This window comes from Moraxella sp. 179-F 1C4 NHS (assembly GCF_045370505.1).
GTDB lineage: Bacteria > Pseudomonadota > Gammaproteobacteria > Pseudomonadales > Moraxellaceae > Faucicola > Faucicola tetraodonis.
Genome location: NZ_JBIQEC010000004.1, coordinates 93,826 through 111,557, shown reverse-complemented (window position 1 = coordinate 111,557; position 17,732 = coordinate 93,826). Strand labels below are relative to the sequence as shown.

Below are 17,732 nucleotides of genomic sequence, written 5' to 3'. Positions count from 1 at the left end.
TGGGTATGATGCCATTGGTAAAACTAACTGGGTGCAAAACTAGTTTTTCTCTTTGTCGATGATCTTACTTGAGGTGATCCAAGGCATCATACCGCGAAGTTTGGCACCTGTTTTTTCGATTTCATGCTCAGCGGTTTGACGACGGCGCGCTGTCATTGATGGATAACCTGACATACCTTCAGCGATAAACATTTTTGCATATTCGCCTGATTGGATACGTTTTAGGGCATTACGCATCGCTTCACGTGATTGATCGTTAATAACTTCTAAACCTGTCACGTATTCACCGTATTCTGCATTGTTACTGATTGAGTAATTCATATCAGCAATACCGCCTTGGTACATCAAGTCTACAATCAATTTTAATTCGTGTAGACATTCAAAGTACGCCATTTCTGGGGCATAGCCTGCTTCAACCAAGGTTTCAAAGCCCATTTTAACCAGTTCAACCGCACCACCACACAGTACCGCTTGCTCACCAAATAGGTCCGTTTCAGTTTCGTCTTTGAACGTTGTTTCGATGATACCTGAACGACCACCGCCGACACCCATCGCGTAAGATAACGCGACTTGTTTGGCTTGACCAGACGCATCTTGGTAAACGGCGATTAAGTCAGGAATACCGCCGCCTGTGGCAAATTCGTTACGCACGGTATGACCCGGTGCTTTTGGCGCAATCATGATGACGTCTAGGTCTTTACGAGGTACCACTTGGTTGTAATGGATTGAGAAACCATGGGCAAACGCAAGCGTGGCACCTTGTTTGATGTTTGGCTCAATCACGTCATTGTAAAGTTGTTTTTGGAATTCATCAGGGGTCAAAATCATGACTAAGTCAGCTTGCTTGACGGCTTCTTCTACTTCAGCCACTTTTAGACCGGCATTTTCTGCTTTTTTCCAAGATGATGAATCTTTGCGCAGGCCAACTGTGACATCAACACCGCTGTCTTTTAGGTTCAATGCGTGTGCGTGACCTTGTGAGCCATAGCCGATAATCGCAACTTTTTTGCCTTGGATGATTGATAGATCACAATCTTTATCATAAAAAATGTTCATAACTATTTCCTTGTGTAAAAAACAACTACTATTAAAAGGTTGGTAAATTTAGACGCTGAGGATTTTTTCACCCCGAGCGATACCAATAACACCAGAACGTACGACCTCTAAAATGCGTTCACGTCCCATCAATTCAATAAAACCGTCCAATTTTGCCGTGTCACCGACAATTTGAATGGTATAGACATTGGGCGTGATATCAACAATACTTGCACGAAAGATATCCGCACAGCGCTTCACTTCTTCGCGGTTGCTACCCGTGGCACGTACTTTGATCAGCATGAGTTCGCGCTCAATATGTACACTATCGGTCAGCGTGGTTACTTTAACGATTTCAATCAGCTTGTGCAACTGTTTGGTCACTTGCTCAATCTTATTTTGATCGGTATCTGTGGTCAAGGTCAAACGCGATAAAGTCGGGTCATCAGTTGGGGCAACGTTCAGTGTCTCGATGTTGTAGCCACGTTGTGAAAATAAGCCAACCACACGAGACAGTGACCCTGATTCATTTTCCATTAAGACAGAAATTAAATGTTTCATTAGGTACGCTCCCCTTTCGCTAACCACATATCACGCATTGACTGACCTGCTAATTGCATTGGATAAACATGCTCGTTTTTATCGACGAGCACATCGATAAATACCAATCGATCTTTGAGTGATAAAGCATAAGCAAGTTGTTCATCAAGTTTGGCTGGGTCGGTGATTTGGATACCGACATGACCGTAAGCTTCTGCAAGTTTGACAAAATCTGGCAATGAATCCATATAAGAGTGCGAATGACGACCTTCATAAATCATGTCTTGCCATTGTTTTACCATACCCAACTGGGCGTTGTTAAGATTTAGAATCTTCACGGGTAAGTTATATTGTAGGCAAGTTGATAGCTCTTGGATATTCATCTGAATTGAGCCTTCACCTGTGATACAGACCACATCACGCTCTGGATTAGCAAGTTTGGCTGCCATTGCATAAGGCAATCCTACCCCCATGGTGCCTAAACCCCCTGAGTTTAACCATTGACGCGGCTCATCGTATTTATAGTATAGGGCTGCAAACATTTGGTGCTGACCCACATCAGATGTGATGATAGCTTTACCATGCGTTAACTCATATAAGCGCTCAACAACGTGCTGTGGTTTCATGCCATTGCTGTCGTCTTTGTCATAGCGTAGACCATGACGTTTACGCCATTCATTGATTTGCGCCCACCAATCATTTAACGCGGCTTGGTCAAGCTGTGCGTTATTTTCTGTTAATACGGCGAGCATATCACTCAGCACATTTTTTACATCACCGACGATCGGGATGTGTGCATTGATGGTTTTTGAGATTGATGCAGGGTCGATATCAATATGGATAATTTTAGCGTTTGGACAGAATTTTTGCGTATTGTTGGTCACACGGTCATCAAAACGCGCACCGACGGCCAAAATCACATCTGAATTGTGCATGGTCATATTGGCTTCATACGTACCATGCATCCCAAGCATACCTAAAAACTGTTTATCCGACCCTGGATAAGCGCCCAAACCCATCAAAGTATTGGTCACCGGTAAATTAAGTAAACGGGCTAATGCGGTTAATTCTGCACTTGCGTTTGATGCAATCACGCCACCCCCTGAATATAAAACAGGGCGTTTAGCAGCAATTAAGGTTTCGATGGCTTTACGAATTTGTCCTGAATGACCGCGAACTGATGGTTGGTAAGAACGCATACTGACCGACTCAGGGAAATGGTAAGGAAATTTTTCGTTAGGCGCGGTTTTGTCTTTGGGTACATCAATCACCACAGGACCTGGGCGACCAGAGCTTGCGATATAAAACGCTTTACGCACGATTTCTGGGATTTCGCTGGCATGACGTACTTGAAAACTGTGTTTGACGACAGGACGTGACACACCAATCATATCAGTTTCTTGGAACGCATCATCACCGATGAGGCTTGAAGGCACCTGACCTGAGATGACAACCATCGGAATAGAATCCATAAACGCGGTAGCGATGGCGGTAACCGTATTGGTGGCGCCTGGACCCGATGTGGCTAATACCACCCCAGTTTTACCTGTCACACGGGAATAAGCATCTGCCATATGACCCGCTGCTTGTTCGTGACGCACGAGGATGTGCTCAATGCTATCTTGTTTGAACAAAGCATCATAAATATGCAACACGGCGCCGCCTGGATAGCCAAAAATGTATTCAACACCTTCGTCAATTAGCGCTTGCACCAGCATTTCTGCACCAGACATCATGACAGGTTCACCTGCTGAGGCTTTGGCGGTTTTTTTGTCAAAATTGGGTGCAGCGTGAGCCGTTTGGTTTTCTCCCGTCATATTGGGAGCTTGGGTAGTTTGAGTCACTGTCATCACCTTTTATGGTCGTCTTCAAAAATGATACTGGGAAGTTGTTTTAGATAAAAATTGCTAAATGATTAGCAAGAATCTTCAACACTGCCATGAGGTAACAGTGAACAAATCAGACGAGGGCAAAAAGCATGATAACCAAAAAAGAAAGCATCACGAAAATTACGTAATGTATAAATTGATGGCTACTTTTTGTCTTTGTTGACCGATAAGTCAGGGTTGTTAGATTCTTTTGTTTAGATTCATAAACAACAACAACGGTAAAAAATGCTCTCATCCAATTGGAGAGCCTAATCAGCGGATAGCGCCAATTAGCTTAGATTTTACCAATTAGTAACCAACGATAATTGTTACTAACGACCAGTAGAGGACTTATGATGTGAGTTTTTTTAACACTTGTCAATAAAAAAAAGCTATTAGAATTAATAACTTTTAGTTATAGGTAAATGAATTGTCTGAGGCTTGGTTTTAAGGCTTGATAAACTTTAAAATCTCAAACTGATTGAGCCAGTCGTTTTTAGAAAACTACCTTTAGGAAATTATACGATTATCTTGTCAAAATTTACTGCTAAAAGCTATCAAGCTGTGATAGGCTATCGCATAACTTTCTAGTTTCTTGCATAGGAAAAACAATGTTAAAGCCACTGTTTTTGTTATCACTCATGTTATCACCATTCGTTATGGCGAGTTCAAATGCAGCCACTTACTACAAGTGGACTGACAAAAATGGTGTGCCGCATTATAGCCAATATGCCCCGACCAATGGTGTTAATTTGCGACAAGTGCAAGTGATTAATACCCGTGAACTTGGACCTAGTAGTCGTGCACCTGCAACCGCTGGCAATAGCACAGGTGCTGCATCAGGTGTATCACCAACGCTGACAGCCGATCAAAAACGTGCTGCTGAACTTGAAGCACAAAATCAGCAACTCAAAAAACAGCAAGATGCGGAGCGCTGTAAAGCCTTACAAAACACCCTTGCCAACTTAAACCAAGGCGGGCGCGTCTATGAGATGGATAATAAAGGTGAACGTAAATATTTAGATGGTCGTGAAATTGAGCTACGCCGTCAGCAAGTCGCGCAAACAGTGAGCCAATACTGTAAATAACTTTGCACGCTATATGACTTTAGCATTCAATTAAAATTAACGGTGTGTAAAGGTTAAAGGTGAGTGAATTCTCACCTTTTTTCTATTGAACCTGCTTAACCTGCCATGATTTTAATCGTCCGTGAATTGATGGATGATGTCACCGATTGCCGATGCCATGTGATTGGCTTGCAACGCATATTCACCCATTTTTTCTGCTAACGTATCACCCGCTTTGGCATGTATGAGCACGGAGGCTAGCATGGGTGCGGCAATTGCTTGCCCCAATAAGCCCGCCATCAGACCTGCCAAGCAGTCGCCCATGCCAGCCGTTGCCATACCGGCATTACCCAAGCCGCAAATATCAATGCTGTCACGCTCAAGACTGGCACGTTCAAGCACAATCGTTTGTGCCCCTTTGATAAGCCAATTGCCCCCATATTGGTGAGCTAACGCCCGAATCGCGCTGATTTTGTCTCGATCAATGTCAGCATAGGGTTGATTGAGCAAACGTCCTGCTTCCGCTGAATGCGGCGTTAGGTAAAACCGTTGGTTTGACTGTCCCAATCGTGGTTGAATGGGAGCATTTAAACCGTCACTCGTGCTTGCCCAATCTGCTAAATGGTATAAACCATCAGCGTCAATGACACATAGCTTCTCTGATTGCTTGATGGCCATAAGATACTGGTTAAATAAATCAAGCGTTACTTTATCCCTACCCAAACCCATGCCGATGGCAACCACATCCACCGCGTCAATCAGCTCGATGACGCTAGCGATATTGTGTAAATCCGCGGTCATGGCATTGGGCAAAGCGGTGACAATGGCTGGATGAAAATCACGATGACAGGCAACAGTGACTTTGCCTGCACCACTGCTCAATGCTGCATTGGCGGCCAATATCGCCGCCCCTGCCATGCCATGCCCATCCTGTAACCGATTGCCACCGATGATGAGTACATGACCATACGTACCTTTATGGCTCACCTGCTGACGTTGTGGTAAGTTAGGTAGCGTGGAATGCAACAAGATGCCTGATTGCTCAATAGGGAGCAAAGGCACATCGATAACGCTGCCAACATAATCTTTACTATCCCCGATATGCAGTCCGACCTTTCGCCCGATTAAACAAAGTGTCTTGTCTGCTTTAATCGCAATGTCATCGTACACTTCGCCCGTAGCGGCATTAAGTCCGCTGGGTACATCGATGCTGATGACTTGACAAGCGTGAACTTGCTTGCGGTATTGATTAATCCAATTGATGATTGTCTGATAATCATCGCTAGGCTTGCCATCGAGTCCAATCCCCAACAACCCATCAATCACCACATCATACTGATAGCTTAAACCAAGCTCATAGAATGGCTGTAAAAATGCTGTCAACGTCAAGTATTTTGCCGCATTTGCACAGTTTGACAGGTACATGTGCTTTGCTGTTTGGCTGTCGAGGGTGCTAGGCGCTGCGACTTGTACTACGGTAACTGACCAATGCGGGCAAAGCTTGCTCACATAATGCGCCACCAACCAAGCATCGCCGCCATTATTACCAGCGCCGGCTACTACCAATACCGATTTTTGAGGGTGACTGCTTTTTTGAAGGTAATTGCTTTTTTGAGGGGGACTGCCTTTTTGATTGCTACTTTCCTGCTTGATGATGTGTGCAAGTTGCCATGCAGCTTGTTGCATTAAGGCAAAACTGTCATTTTTGCTAAACCAGTTTTTTTCAATGTCATATATTTGTTTGGGGCTATATAAGGCAATGGCGTTTTGCATCACAGTATTTTTATCCGTCTGTGCATTACTTTGCATAAGATGATCCAATGATGTGGTAGGTTTTTATTTTGCTATAATAGCATTTTAATTTTATCTGGTTGTTGGCATGTTGGACACTACAAATGAACTCAATGCACTCAAGGGCTGGATAAAAGCGCAAGCCAAGGCGTTGGGGTTTGCTGATTGTGGCTTTGTCCATCCAACCAATCCCATCTTTAGCAAACAGCTTGATGCCTTGCAAACTTGGTTAGCACAAGGTAAACATGGCAATATGCTGTTTTTTGAAGACAATCATGATAAACGTGCTAACCCTGCCCTGTTAGTTGACAAGACGCAAAGCATCATTAGTGTGCGTTTAGATTATCTAGTCACGCCACCGCCCAAACGCAGTGTGCCAGACAACGAGCGCCCTAACTCAGCGATTATTGCCCGCTATGCTCGAGGACGTGATTATCATAAAACCATGCGAGGGCTACTAAAAACCCTAGCCAGACTGATTCAAGACAAACTAACCACCGATTATCCGCAATATGCCAACGACTTTGTATTTCGTCCCTTTAGCGACTCCGCGCCTATATTTGAGCGCGCGTTGGCTGAGCAAGCAGGTTTGGGCTGGACAGGCAAACACACTTTGCTGATTCATCCACAAGCGGGGTCATTTTTTGTGTTGGGGGAATTATTCACCAGCTTGCCTTTGGCAGACGATAAAAAGCAAATCGAAACCACATTATCGCATTGTGGCAGTTGCCGGGCTTGTATTCATGTGTGCCCTACCCATGCCATCCGCAAAACACCCACCGGGCATTATGATGTCGATGCACGGCTGTGTATTTCGTATTTAACCATTGAATTAGATGGCAAAATCCCTGTAGAACTTCGTCCCAAAATTGGCAATCGCATTTTTGGCTGTGATGATTGTCAGTTGATTTGTCCTTGGAATAAATTTGCCAGATTAGCGACGATTGAGGATTTTAATCCGCGTCACCGTTTAGATGAGATGTCACTACTTGAGTTATGGGCATGGGATGCACAGGATTTTTTGACAAAAACTGAAGGCTCGCCGATTCGCCGCACGGGCTACGACAATTTTATGCGCAATGTGGCAGTAGCCTTAGGCAATGCACCGTTTAGCCAAGCAATTATTGACAAACTGCAACAAAAACGCCCAATGCTAAGCGAAAACACACAAGAACATATTGATTGGGCGATCCAGCAACAACTTAATAAAAGTTAAAATGACGAGTTGGGATGTTGCAAAAAGGCGATTTCCTCATCACTGGATTGTCTACCCAAAATCGCATTGCGGTGCGGATAGCGCCCAAATCTTTCAATAATGGCTTGATGCTTATATTCAAACGCTAATGTATCGTTACTGGCGTATTTTTTAAACAATGGCAACGCCTGCTGATGAATGTTTGCCGATTCCGCATGCATAAAAGGCATTAAAGCAAAATTGCGTTCGTCTTGATTCAACGTGTCAAAATCTGGCTGTTTGACGATTTCTTGCGCCAATACTAACGCCATGCCATCTTGGGCAAAAGCTTGTGAAGAATCTCGAAAAATATTGCGCGAAAACTGGTCCAATACAATGATTTCTGCCAGTCGCCCTTTTGTACTGGCTCGCCAATCCCCTAACTCGCCTCGTTTGGCTTGCTCAAGTGTGACTAAAAATTTAGCCGTTACGGTTTTATCAAAATCCTCATCTTTGGCAAACCAAAATGGCTTAGTATTTTGCTGCAACCAAAAATCTAATACCTTTTTAGCGTCTGATGATATTGGTTGTGCTGCTACCTGTGATTGATTGGTCATTTGCTTTCCTTGTGTAGAGTAATTATAGTGACTTGTCGGGTAATTATAGTGACAAATTTTGCTAAACAAGCGCGATTTCCCTATAATGTGGCACAAATTTAGATTGAGAACAACCATGTATCCTTTTTTACGACTGGGCACCCATGCCATCAAAAGCGCGATTAAACAAAAACAAGGTCATTCGCTTCAATTAACCGATACCAGCGAAATCACCTTGACCGCTAATATCAACGACATTGACCATTTTTTTGAAATGAACAACGGGCGTATTTTTACGCTGTTTGATTTGGGGCGAAACGATCTTGCCATTCGCTCCGGTCTTGCCAAAAAATTATTCAAGCATCGCTGGGGGCTGGTGGTCGCTGGTAGTACCATTCAATATCGTAAGCGTGTTCGTTTATTTGATAAGGTCACCATCAAAACCCGACTGATAGCTGTTGATGAGCGCTGGTTTTATATTGAACAAAGCATGTGGGTCAAAGGTCAGCCGACTTGCTCTGCGCTGCTGCGCACCGGTATCACCAACATCGTGACTGGCAAGGTTTTGCCGACTAAGCAAGTGCTCAGCGCATTGGATTATAAAGATATCAATATGCCACCTGATGACTGGGTCAAAGCTTGGTCAGACGCCGATAAAATCCGCCCATTTCCTAAAGCCAATGTCCACCTTGCCAAAGATTCTGCTATCACCGAGTAAATAAATGCCTTTAACTTTAGATGATTTTGATTATCAACTGCCCGATGAACTTATTGCCCGCTATCCGTTAGCGGTTCGCTCAGCCTCTCGATTGCTGTATTTGCCTGCTCATGGTCAACCCAAAGACCAACAATTTGTGGATTTGCCAGCTTTGCTAAACGCTGGTGACTTGGTGGTGTTTAATGACACCAAGGTCATGAAAGCAAGGCTGTTTGGGCAAAAAGCCAGTGGCGGCGCGGTCGAAGTATTGGTCGAGCGCATTTTGCCCGATGATGCTAGTAGCAACCAAAAGCACACCGCTTTGTGTCATGTACGCGCCAGCCGCAGCCCAAAAGAGGGGCAAACGTTGAGCCTTGCCGATGGTAACATTCATGCCACAGTAATGGGGCGTGAGGACAATTTATTTTTGCTAGCGTTTGACCAACCTATATTGCCTGTGCTTGAGCACTATGGCGAACTACCGATTCCGCCCTATTTTGAGCGCCATGCCGATGACAATGACGAAACCCGTTATCAAACGGTATTTCATGACCCAACCAAACTTGCCAGCGTAGCCGCACCGACCGCAAGCCTGCATTTTGATGATAACGTATTGGCTGCCTTCAAGTCCAAGGGCATCAATACCGCCTTTGTCACGTTGCATGTCGGTGCAGGCACATTTTCCCCTGTCAAGACAGAGGATATTGTGCGCCATAAAATGCACTCAGAATATGCCGAGTTGCCCCAAGCGACTGCTGAATTGATTAACCGAACCAAAGCCCGTGGCGGGCAAGTGATTGCAGTCGGTACCACTGTGACACGGGTATTAGAAACAGCGTTTCAAAAAACCGCCAGTTTCGAAAGTCCGATGCTATCCGCTTGGTCAGGTGATACCGATATTTTTATTTATCCGTCATTTAGGTTCGGGGTGATTGATAAGCTCATCACCAATTTTCATTTGCCAAAATCCACGCTATTGATGCTGGTGTCAGCGTTTGCAGGCAGTGAGCCCATCAAACAGGCTTATCAGCACGCCATCGAGCAACAATATCGTTTCTTTAGTTACGGTGATGCGATGTTGTTAGATAAAGTAGAATGATGTTAGTAATTTCTCAGCTTGTTAATAAAATGACTGCATTGTCTTTATACCTAATCGTTGGTTTGTGGTTAGCAGTTAGCATTGCTTTTTTTAGTACGCTTAAATCTGCAGTTATGATTTTAAACTATCCAATTCCTGCTAAAACTGAACTTTTTCACTCGCAAGGTACGGCTAAATTTACCCCTTATCAACAAATCAACAGCAAACTTATCTATTTGCCAAATATGGCGGTGGTATCAGAAAATACTTTACGATTTTATCAATGTCCATTCACACCTTATATTCAAGATTGTTTGCATAACTATTTACCTTTAGAAAATCAAACAGTTAGCCTTGATTGGGCATCATTACAAAAAACATCGCAAGTCGATGCCACACGTCTTTTATACGAACTTTCAATCGATGGCAAAGTAATTTATGATTATGCCGATGCAGTCAAGCATATTGAACACAGAAAAAACCAATCGCTTTGGGTGGTGATTATTTATGCGGTTAGCACGCTTTGTGTTTTATCTTACCTGTTATTTTTTATTACCATTGATATTAAAAAAACTAAAAATTAATAGCATTTTCAGCCACGTAAGTTAATGGTATAATACCGCCTTTTAGCAAAACTTACTAAAGCAAAATATGCAATTCACCTTACATAAAAACGCTACAGGCGAGAGCCGTGCTCGCCGTGGTACGGTTCATCTCGCTCATGGCGATGTGCAAACCCCTGCCTTTATGCCTGTCGGTACTTATGGCACCGTCAAAGGCATGCTGCCGCGGGATATCCACGAAATCGGTGCCGAAATCATCTTAGGCAATACCTTTCATCTTTGGCTGCGCCCAACGACCGATGTCATTGACAAATTTGGCGGCTTACATGACTTTATCGGTTGGAATAAGCCGATTTTAACTGATTCCGGCGGTTTTCAAGTCTTTAGCCTGGGTGCAATGCGTAAAATCGTCGAGGAAGGTGTGCATTTTCGCTCGCCGATTGATGGCGCAAAAGTATTTTTATCCCCCGAAATATCAATGCAAATTCAATACTCACTGAACTCAGACATCGTCATGCAGTTTGATGAGTGTACGCCCTATCCTGCGACCCCTAGCGAAGCGGATACATCGCTTGAATTATCGCTGCGTTGGGGCGAGCGCTGTAAAAATGAGCATGAAAAACTGGGTAACAAGAATGCTTTGTTTGGTATTATTCAAGGCAGTATGTATCGCAACCTTCGCGAAAAGTCCTTAGAAGGGTTGCTCGCTATTGGGTTTGATGGCTATGCCATTGGTGGGCTGTCAGTCGGTGAGCCAAAAGAAGAAATGATGGCGGTGCTTGATTACTTACCCGATGATATGCCCGCCGACAAGCCCAGATACCTGATGGGCGTGGGTAAGCCTGAAGATATCGTGGAAGCGGTACGCCGCGGTGTTGATATGTTTGATTGCGTGATGCCAACACGTAACGCACGAAATGGTCATTATTTCACCACTTTTGGCGCCGTTAAAATTAAAAATGCGGTGCACCGTTTTGACCAAAGTCCGCTTGATAGCGAATGTGATTGTTATACTTGTCAGAATTTCAGCCGCGCCTATTTGCATCATTTGTTCAAGTGCAATGAAATGCTATCGGCACAGTTGGGTACTATACACAATTTGCGTTACTATCAGCGCTTGATGGCAGATATCCGTCAGTCCATTGAAGATGATAAGTTTGATGCGTTTGTCGATACTTTTTATCAGCATCAAAACTTACCAAAACCTGATTTGCATTTGACATAAAAACCACCTAAAAACACATAAAAAAAGAGCCGATTTGGCTCTTTTTTACTTTTTATAAGCTGCTGTTGATACGCTAAATAGCAACGCTATCCTTTCTTAGTACATTATCTGACTAAGCCACGTTCACTATGAATCAGGGAATCCAATAGCAATTGTACCAAAGGTTCTTGGGGTAATAGCTGCTCGGTCACTGCTACAATGGCTTCTTCCTTGGTCAGTCCTGAACGGAAAATCACCCGATAAGCCTGGCGTAGATAATCAATAGTCTGCTTTGACCAACCTTTGCGGCGCATGCCTTCGATATTAAGACCATGGCTTTTGGCAGGGTTGCCCGATACCATATTAAAAGCCGCAACATCTTTTAAAATCAAGCTGGCGCCACCAATCAAACTATAATCATCAATGCTACAAAATTGGTGAATACCTGAATTACCACCGACAATCACATGGTTACCGATGCGGACATGACCTGCAATCCCCACATTATTAGCCACAATGTTGTCGTTGCCAATCACGCAATCATGCGCAATATGGGTATTGACCATAAACAGATTACGGCTACCAACGCGCGTGATACCTTTATCTTGTACCGTGCCGCGATGAATACTACAGGCTTCGCGAATGCGATTGTCATCGCCGATTTCTAGCCACGTCTCCTCGCCTTGGTATTTGAGATCTTGGCAGTCTTCGCCGATGCTAGCGAATTGAAAAATCTGGTTACGCTCACCGATACGGGTAAACTTGCTAATGACGACATGGGGGTGAAGCACAGTCTGCGCCCCAATTGTGACATGTTCACCAATAATGCAATACGGCCCTATCTTGACCGACGGGTGTATCGTTGCAGTGGCATCAATAATCGCCGTTGGGTGAATCGTCATGAAAAATCCTTATACCAGCCTGCTATTCAAGAAGAATTAAAAATACAGGTTTAGCTGAACCCATAGGCAAAGCTAACTATAAACAGCAGGTTAAAATAAAAACGACATTATAGCATTTTTACTAAAGTATGCCATTTTTATCAAGGATTTTGCTTAACTTAAACAGATTTAAGCGGTATAGCTTACTCAAACGCGCCTTATTCAAGCCATGTAAAAATGATGTTGAAGTCATGATTGATGATATTGGGTACGCTGCTCTGCAATGGTGATTTCTGCACTGGCTGCCAACTCATCGCCCACGCACGCTGTACAACTAAATTTATAGATACTGTGACGCTCCATGGTTTTTTCGGCACGTAAAATAAGCTGATCACCAGGGATGACTTGACGTTTGAAACGCACTTTATCGACCCCAGCGAACAGATAAATATAACCATCTCTTGGTTTGACATTTTTGCTAATAAAGCCCAGAACACCCGCTACCTGCGCCATGGCTTCAATCATTAAGACGCCTGGCATGATAGGCTCTTCAGGAAAATGACCATTAAAGAAAGGCTCGTTAATGGTGATGTTCTTAAGACCGGTAATCCACTCATTGGGTTTTACCGCAGTGACTCTGTCTAATAGCATAAAAGGATAACGGTGAGGCAGATAATCACGTAACACAACGGCATTGAGAGGTAATGTCACCCCAATCTGTGCAAGGCCAGCGATGTCTTCATCAATCAACTTATCAAAATCCATGGATATATCCTTTATACTTTTAAATCATCTTTATCAAAAAAATAGATTTGTGAAAAACAACCATTGTAACGGTTTTAAGATTGAGTTTACAGTTGTTTTCTCAAATTATTTGATGGATAAACGTAATGACTAGCTTTTTGGTTTGCCAAGTTGCTTAAAATTAATATACGCTCTTTTCCATAAGCTATTGGGCATCACTGGCATGCCTGAAGAATATACACCCGGTTGGTGAATCGATTTGGTTACCATCGTCATGCCAGTAATCGTGACATCATCACAAATTTTGATATGACCTGCAAAACCTGATGCCCCGCCAATCATGCAGCGTTTACCAATTTCTGTACTGCCAGCAATCCCCACACACGCTGCAATCGCCGTGCCAGCACCAATTTTTACATTATGGGCAATTTGCACCAAATTATCGATAATGACATGATTACCGATAACCGTATCATTCAGCGCGCCGCGATCGATACAGGTGTGGCTGCCTACGCTGACATGATCGCCCAGTATCACTCGCCCCAATTGGTGAATTTTTTGCCACCCTGCTTCATCTGTACTGCCTTTAGGAGCAAAGCCAAACCCGTCATTGCCAATGCTGGCATGACTGTGCAAGCTGACATGTTTACCCAGTACACAATCATGCCCGATGTACACATGCGGCGCAATTAAGCTACCTTCGCCAATCACGACATTGGGCTGAATATTGACTTGGGCATCAATCTTGACGTCATCACCAAGGACGCAGTTATCACCGATTTGGCTATAAGCCCCAATACGCACATTGTCACCCAATTGCAGATTGTTACCCAAAATGGCAGTCGGGTGAATCAAACTATCCGATAAATTAGGGTTGACTGTCTGATGATACGCTTGCGTCGGTTCAAACAATGCGGTCAGTTTGGCATACGCGGCATAAGGTGATTTGACTACGATGGCAACGCTATGGCTTGGGCATTTTTCCTGTAAGGATGCGGGGACTAGCACAGCGCCAGCACCCGTGGTTTGCAATTTTGATTCAAATAGAGGATTGGCAATAAACGTGATATCGGTGCCAGTGGCATCCTCAAGGGCGGCGATTTTGGAAATTTGTTTCTGCAAATTTTGGTCGGTTTGCGCATCCCCTTGGTCAATGACGTCACTAGCTAAAAAATCCAAAATTTGTGTGAGGGTGAACGCCATTTAATTACTCCAATTATTTGCTTAAAATTTGCCTTAATTTTACACACAAAATAAAAAACGCAATAGTCGAATATTGCGTTTTTGCTAAAACCTCTGCGCTTAAAAAATATTATTTTACTTGATCGTTAATCGCTTTGGTAAAATCTGCTGTTACATCCCATTCAGGTTTGACATAACTAACCATTCTATCACGATTATCAATGAGTACATCAATATTTTTTTGACGCACAATAGTTTCTTTAATGGCTTGGATTTTGGGGGCAATTCGCTGCATCACTTCTGCCTCATTGGCATCAATAATGGACTGGATTTGACTGGCAACCTGTTCATAGTTTTGTAGGTTGGTTTGAATTTGCTTACGCAAATCATCCTTTTGTGCTTGGGTCATCTGAGCGTTTTGCGTGGCATATTGTTTTTGCAAACGCTCAATGGTCGCTTTATAGCTGTCAAGCTGCTGCTGCTTTGGTTTGACCGCCGCTTGCACCACGCCAATTTTGGTTTTGGCGATGTTAGTATTACTGATGGCAACTTGGGAATTCCAAACCGCAACGGTATTGGCAAACACTGGCATTGCCAATACACTTAAAATGCTCGCTGTGGCTAACTGAGTCATTATTTTCATATATATAGACCTTTTAGAATGTACGTCCAATCTCGAACTGTACATTGTCGACTTTATCTTTATCTTTATCATTGAGCGGAACGGCATAGCTTAATGAGATTGGGCCAATTGGGGTAATCCAAGTGAAGCCCACACCCGCGCTAAAACGCATGTCATTGTCTTTTTCATTTAATAGCGATACGGGATTGCCACCCACTGTGATTTTTTGGTCATATTTATTGGTGGTGTCAAACACTTGTGCCCCTTCAACAAATAACACGGGACGGATTTGGTCTGCCCAATCGCCTTTAAACGGCATCGGCAAGATTAATTCAGTACCCACTTGCGCGAGTGCATTACCGCCAATCTCTTCTGGGTAATTATCGACCCCACTATAATTCTTCACTGGGTAATAACGCTTACTGGTAGGGCCTAAAGTGGCATTCTCATAGCCACGCACAGAGCCATAACCCCCTGCGAAGAAGTTTTCCCAGAAAGGTAAATCGTTACCATATCCCAACTTGGTATAACCGCGTAGTACGGTATTTTTTAGGAATGGGCGATAATAGTTGCCTTGGTAGACCAGTTTTTGGTAAGTGGCATCGCCAAAGGCCAGTTTCAAATTGACGTTATGTGACATACCGTTGGTTGGAAAACGTCCACGGTCAAGCGTGTTCATATTCCAGCCTAAATTTAGGCTCGCGGTATTAAATGGGTCTGATTCGAATGATTCATTGCCATCAGAGTCTGAACCTACTTGCAGAGTACCTTCGTCTTTTAAGTATTGATAGTTTGATACCGCTAACAAAGCACCTGCTTTGATTGTGGTACTATCAAGTGTGAGACCGGCACTTAAACTCTTATTTTCATCAATCGGGTAGCTAAAACCTAAGGTGCCACCATACGAGTCTGTTACATAGTTTGAAATGTTTTTTCTGTCATATTTGGTTTTGCGTGTATAGATACTGGCACTTTGCGATATCCCATCTGGCGTAAAGTACGGGTTGGTATAGCCCAAATTATAACTATCTAACGTCTCAGAACGCGATAACGAAATATTGACCTGATTACCTGTACCCAAAAAGTTAGATTGACTTAAACCTGCTTGGAAGGTGATACCACCACTTTGTGAATAACCAGCCGCAATGGTACTGGTACCTGATGGCTGCTCCTCTACTGCGACATTGATATCTACCTGATCGGGGGTGTTGGGGACAGGTTTGACATCCATGTTGACAGTTTTGAAGAAGCCTGTACGCATCAAACGCGTGCGCGACAAATCGATTTTTTCATTGGCGGCCAATGCGCCTTCCATTTGGCGCATTTCTCGGCGCAATACTTCATCTGCGGTTTTATTATTGCCGGTAAAATTGATACGGCGCACATACACAGGACGCACAGGATCAATAAAGAAATCGACATCTACCGTGCGAGTGTCCTCATTGATACGGGGCACTGGGCGGATTTGGGCAAAATAGTAGCCATCGTTACCGTACAATGTGCCAAGATTTTGTAAAGTTGTCGTCATTTGACGTTGTGAATAACGCTCACCTGGCTTAAATGCCACCTGCTTACGAAGCTTGTCGGTGTCGTAGTTGGGCGTACCCATAAAGTTGACATTGCCAAATTTATATTGCTCACCTTCAGTAAGATTGATCTCAATAAACACTTTGTCTTTTTCTGGACTTAAATTAATGGTGGCATCATTGATGGTGAATTTGACGAAGCCCGCATTTTGGTACATGGCGGTGACATTTTCTAAACTTGCCGCAAGCTTTTCTTTGGCATAGCGGTCAGATTTACTAATCACATTGACCCATGAGCTTTCTTTGATGCTCATCGCCTGTCTGATTTCTTTGTCGCTAAAATGTTTGTTACCAATTACCTTGATATCGACAACACGCGCCGCTTTACCTTCAACAAAATTAAATTTAAGCGCAACGCGGTTATTGTCTAAAGGCGTTTGGGTCACCGTAACTTCGCTATTATAATAACCTTGCTGATTGTATTGCTGTTTTAGCTCATTTTGAACCTGCTCAACTGTCGCCTGTTTTAATACATTGCCTTCTACGATGCCAATACGTTTTAGGCCTTCGGTCAATGCTTCTTTTGGAATGAGTTTATTACCGTCATAAGTGACATTTGCGATAATTGGGCGCTCTACCACATCAAATACCAATTTATTGCCTGATTGGGATGCTTTAACGTCTGAGAAATTGCCAGTTTCATAGAGGGCTTTGATACTAGCTGCGATATTGGTATCGTTTGCTACTTCACCGGTATTGACAGCAAGCACTGGATAGAGGTTATCAGCGGATACCCGTGTCAATCCATTAAATTGAATATCGCTCACGGTAAAATTTGCCGCTTGTGCATACGAGGTAACGAGTGCTAACGGTGCAACCAAAAATAACGCTGAATTTCGCATATAACTTGTTTCCGAATTGACGACTGCCCAAAGATAATGCATGAAACCTGTCACTTTTAGGTATCCAAACTTAGTTATCCAAAGGTATTTATCTAGGTTTGTATCTAGGTTTGGTAATCTAAGTTTAGTTCGCTAAAAATGACAAATGCTATCAAAAAGGGTGACTTGATTAAACTTCTAGTAATAGTTTGTCTTTGATGTGTAGCTTGTATTATCAAAGTACAAGAGATCCGTAAATAAATTTTACTGGCATAAGGTAAGC

General features: G+C 43.4%; 16 protein-coding genes. 6 read left to right on the top strand and 10 right to left on the bottom strand.

The genetic code is table 11. The annotated features are described in order from the left end of the window. Positions 1-39 precede the first annotated feature (39 nt). From ilvC to ACH0AB_RS03165, 3 genes are read right to left on the bottom strand one after another with little or no spacing between them, the layout of a single operon-like run. The gene (gene ilvC, locus ACH0AB_RS03175) at positions 40-1,056 is read right to left on the bottom strand and encodes a ketol-acid reductoisomerase (protein ID WP_007116783.1); all 1,017 of its coding nucleotides are present in this window, start codon (positions 1,054-1,056) and stop codon (positions 40-42) included. Between the two features lie 48 nt (positions 1,057-1,104). Further along, positions 1,105-1,596 (bottom strand): acetolactate synthase small subunit, encoded by a 492-nt coding sequence (gene ilvN, locus ACH0AB_RS03170; RefSeq protein WP_007116784.1) that lies wholly within the window; start codon positions 1,594-1,596, stop codon positions 1,105-1,107. Then, on the bottom strand, positions 1,596-3,311 hold the full coding sequence (locus ACH0AB_RS03165) for an acetolactate synthase 3 large subunit (protein WP_313421413.1): 1,716 nt from the start codon (positions 3,309-3,311) through the stop codon (positions 1,596-1,598). Before ACH0AB_RS03165 ends, ilvN begins: the two co-directional genes overlap by 1 nt. A 743-nt stretch (positions 3,312-4,054) precedes the next feature. On the opposite strand from ACH0AB_RS03165, the gene ACH0AB_RS03160 reads away from it, so the two are divergent. After that, entirely contained in the window at positions 4,055-4,531 is a 477-nt protein-coding gene (locus ACH0AB_RS03160; RefSeq protein ID WP_406877137.1) for a DUF4124 domain-containing protein, read from the top strand. Positions 4,532-4,642: 111 nt separating this feature from the next. Here ACH0AB_RS03160 and ACH0AB_RS03155 read toward each other — a convergent pair whose 3' ends face one another. After that, entirely contained in the window at positions 4,643-6,319 is a 1,677-nt protein-coding gene (locus ACH0AB_RS03155; protein WP_406877136.1) for an NAD(P)H-hydrate dehydratase, read from the bottom strand. Positions 6,320-6,389: 70 nt separating this feature from the next. On the opposite strand from ACH0AB_RS03155, the gene queG reads away from it, so the two are divergent. After that, positions 6,390-7,517, top strand: a complete 1,128-nt coding sequence (gene queG, locus ACH0AB_RS03150; RefSeq protein ID WP_406877135.1) for a tRNA epoxyqueuosine(34) reductase QueG — start codon at positions 6,390-6,392, stop codon at positions 7,515-7,517. Here the strand turns inward: queG and ACH0AB_RS03145 are convergent. Then, complete coding sequence (locus ACH0AB_RS03145) at positions 7,514-8,092, bottom strand: DUF924 family protein (RefSeq protein WP_406877134.1); 579 nt, start codon at positions 8,090-8,092, stop codon at positions 7,514-7,516. The genes queG and ACH0AB_RS03145 overlap by 4 nt on opposite strands. Positions 8,093-8,207: 115 nt before the next feature. On the opposite strand from ACH0AB_RS03145, the gene ACH0AB_RS03140 reads away from it, so the two are divergent. From ACH0AB_RS03140 to tgt, 4 genes are all read left to right on the top strand, one after another. Continuing rightward, complete coding sequence (locus ACH0AB_RS03140; RefSeq protein ID WP_160001941.1) at positions 8,208-8,789, top strand: acyl-CoA thioesterase; 582 nt, start codon at positions 8,208-8,210, stop codon at positions 8,787-8,789. 4 nt (positions 8,790-8,793) lie between these two features. Further along, positions 8,794-9,867, top strand: coding sequence for a tRNA preQ1(34) S-adenosylmethionine ribosyltransferase-isomerase QueA (gene queA / locus ACH0AB_RS03135; protein WP_406877133.1), 1,074 nt, complete (start codon positions 8,794-8,796; stop codon positions 9,865-9,867). Beyond that, positions 9,867-10,430, top strand: a complete 564-nt coding sequence (locus ACH0AB_RS03130) for a hypothetical protein (RefSeq protein WP_406877132.1) — start codon at positions 9,867-9,869, stop codon at positions 10,428-10,430. The genes queA and ACH0AB_RS03130 overlap by 1 nt, the downstream gene beginning before the upstream one ends. Before the next feature lie 67 nt (positions 10,431-10,497). Then, the gene (gene tgt / locus ACH0AB_RS03125; protein ID WP_406877131.1) at positions 10,498-11,634 is read left to right on the top strand and encodes a tRNA guanosine(34) transglycosylase Tgt; all 1,137 of its coding nucleotides are present in this window, start codon (positions 10,498-10,500) and stop codon (positions 11,632-11,634) included. Between the two features lie 104 nt (positions 11,635-11,738). Here tgt and lpxA read toward each other — a convergent pair whose 3' ends face one another. From lpxA to bamA, 5 genes are all read right to left on the bottom strand, one after another. Beyond that, positions 11,739-12,515 (bottom strand): acyl-ACP--UDP-N-acetylglucosamine O-acyltransferase, encoded by a 777-nt coding sequence (lpxA, locus tag ACH0AB_RS03120; RefSeq protein WP_060995097.1) that lies wholly within the window; start codon positions 12,513-12,515, stop codon positions 11,739-11,741. A 228-nt stretch (positions 12,516-12,743) separates the two neighbouring features. Next, positions 12,744-13,259, bottom strand: a complete 516-nt coding sequence (gene fabZ, locus ACH0AB_RS03115; protein ID WP_312522765.1) for a 3-hydroxyacyl-ACP dehydratase FabZ — start codon at positions 13,257-13,259, stop codon at positions 12,744-12,746. A gap of 129 nt (positions 13,260-13,388) precedes the next feature. Further along, entirely contained in the window at positions 13,389-14,441 is a 1,053-nt protein-coding gene (lpxD, locus tag ACH0AB_RS03110; protein WP_406877130.1) for a UDP-3-O-(3-hydroxymyristoyl)glucosamine N-acyltransferase, read from the bottom strand. 109 nt (positions 14,442-14,550) lie between these two features. Next, the gene (locus ACH0AB_RS03105; RefSeq protein ID WP_406877129.1) at positions 14,551-15,063 is read right to left on the bottom strand and encodes an OmpH/Skp family outer membrane protein; all 513 of its coding nucleotides are present in this window, start codon (positions 15,061-15,063) and stop codon (positions 14,551-14,553) included. 13 nt (positions 15,064-15,076) lie between these two features. Beyond that, positions 15,077-17,470 carry an outer membrane protein assembly factor BamA gene (bamA, locus tag ACH0AB_RS03100; RefSeq protein ID WP_406877128.1) on the bottom strand — a complete coding sequence of 798 codons (2,394 nt, stop codon included), beginning with the start codon at positions 17,468-17,470 and terminating at the stop codon, positions 15,077-15,079. Positions 17,471-17,732: the final 262 nt, after the last annotated feature.

Excerpts from the sequence above, each read along its gene's own strand:
- ACH0AB_RS03140 (WP_160001941.1), top strand. The coding sequence starts at position 8,208 with ATGTATCCTTTTTTACGACTGGGCACCCATGCCATCAAAAGCGCGATT.
- lpxA (WP_060995097.1), bottom strand. The coding sequence starts at position 12,515 with ATGACGATTCACCCAACGGCGATTATTGATGCCACTGCAACGATACAC.
- queA (WP_406877133.1), top strand. The coding sequence starts at position 8,794 with ATGCCTTTAACTTTAGATGATTTTGATTATCAACTGCCCGATGAACTT.
- ACH0AB_RS03160 (WP_406877137.1), top strand. The coding sequence starts at position 4,055 with ATGTTAAAGCCACTGTTTTTGTTATCACTCATGTTATCACCATTCGTT.
- ACH0AB_RS03155 (WP_406877136.1), bottom strand. The coding sequence starts at position 6,319 with ATGCAAAGTAATGCACAGACGGATAAAAATACTGTGATGCAAAACGCC.
- ACH0AB_RS03130 (WP_406877132.1), top strand. The coding sequence starts at position 9,867 with ATGTTAGTAATTTCTCAGCTTGTTAATAAAATGACTGCATTGTCTTTA.
- tgt (WP_406877131.1), top strand. The coding sequence starts at position 10,498 with ATGCAATTCACCTTACATAAAAACGCTACAGGCGAGAGCCGTGCTCGC.
- lpxD (WP_406877130.1), bottom strand. The coding sequence starts at position 14,441 with ATGGCGTTCACCCTCACACAAATTTTGGATTTTTTAGCTAGTGACGTC.
- ACH0AB_RS03105 (WP_406877129.1), bottom strand. The coding sequence starts at position 15,063 with ATGAAAATAATGACTCAGTTAGCCACAGCGAGCATTTTAAGTGTATTG.
- bamA (WP_406877128.1), bottom strand. The coding sequence starts at position 17,470 with ATGCGAAATTCAGCGTTATTTTTGGTTGCACCGTTAGCACTCGTTACC.
- ilvC (WP_007116783.1), bottom strand. The coding sequence starts at position 1,056 with ATGAACATTTTTTATGATAAAGATTGTGATCTATCAATCATCCAAGGC.
- ACH0AB_RS03145 (WP_406877134.1), bottom strand. The coding sequence starts at position 8,092 with ATGACCAATCAATCACAGGTAGCAGCACAACCAATATCATCAGACGCT.
- ACH0AB_RS03165 (WP_313421413.1), bottom strand. The coding sequence starts at position 3,311 with ATGATGTCTGGTGCAGAAATGCTGGTGCAAGCGCTAATTGACGAAGGT.
- ilvN (WP_007116784.1), bottom strand. The coding sequence starts at position 1,596 with ATGAAACATTTAATTTCTGTCTTAATGGAAAATGAATCAGGGTCACTG.
- fabZ (WP_312522765.1), bottom strand. The coding sequence starts at position 13,259 with ATGGATTTTGATAAGTTGATTGATGAAGACATCGCTGGCCTTGCACAG.
- queG (WP_406877135.1), top strand. The coding sequence starts at position 6,390 with ATGTTGGACACTACAAATGAACTCAATGCACTCAAGGGCTGGATAAAA.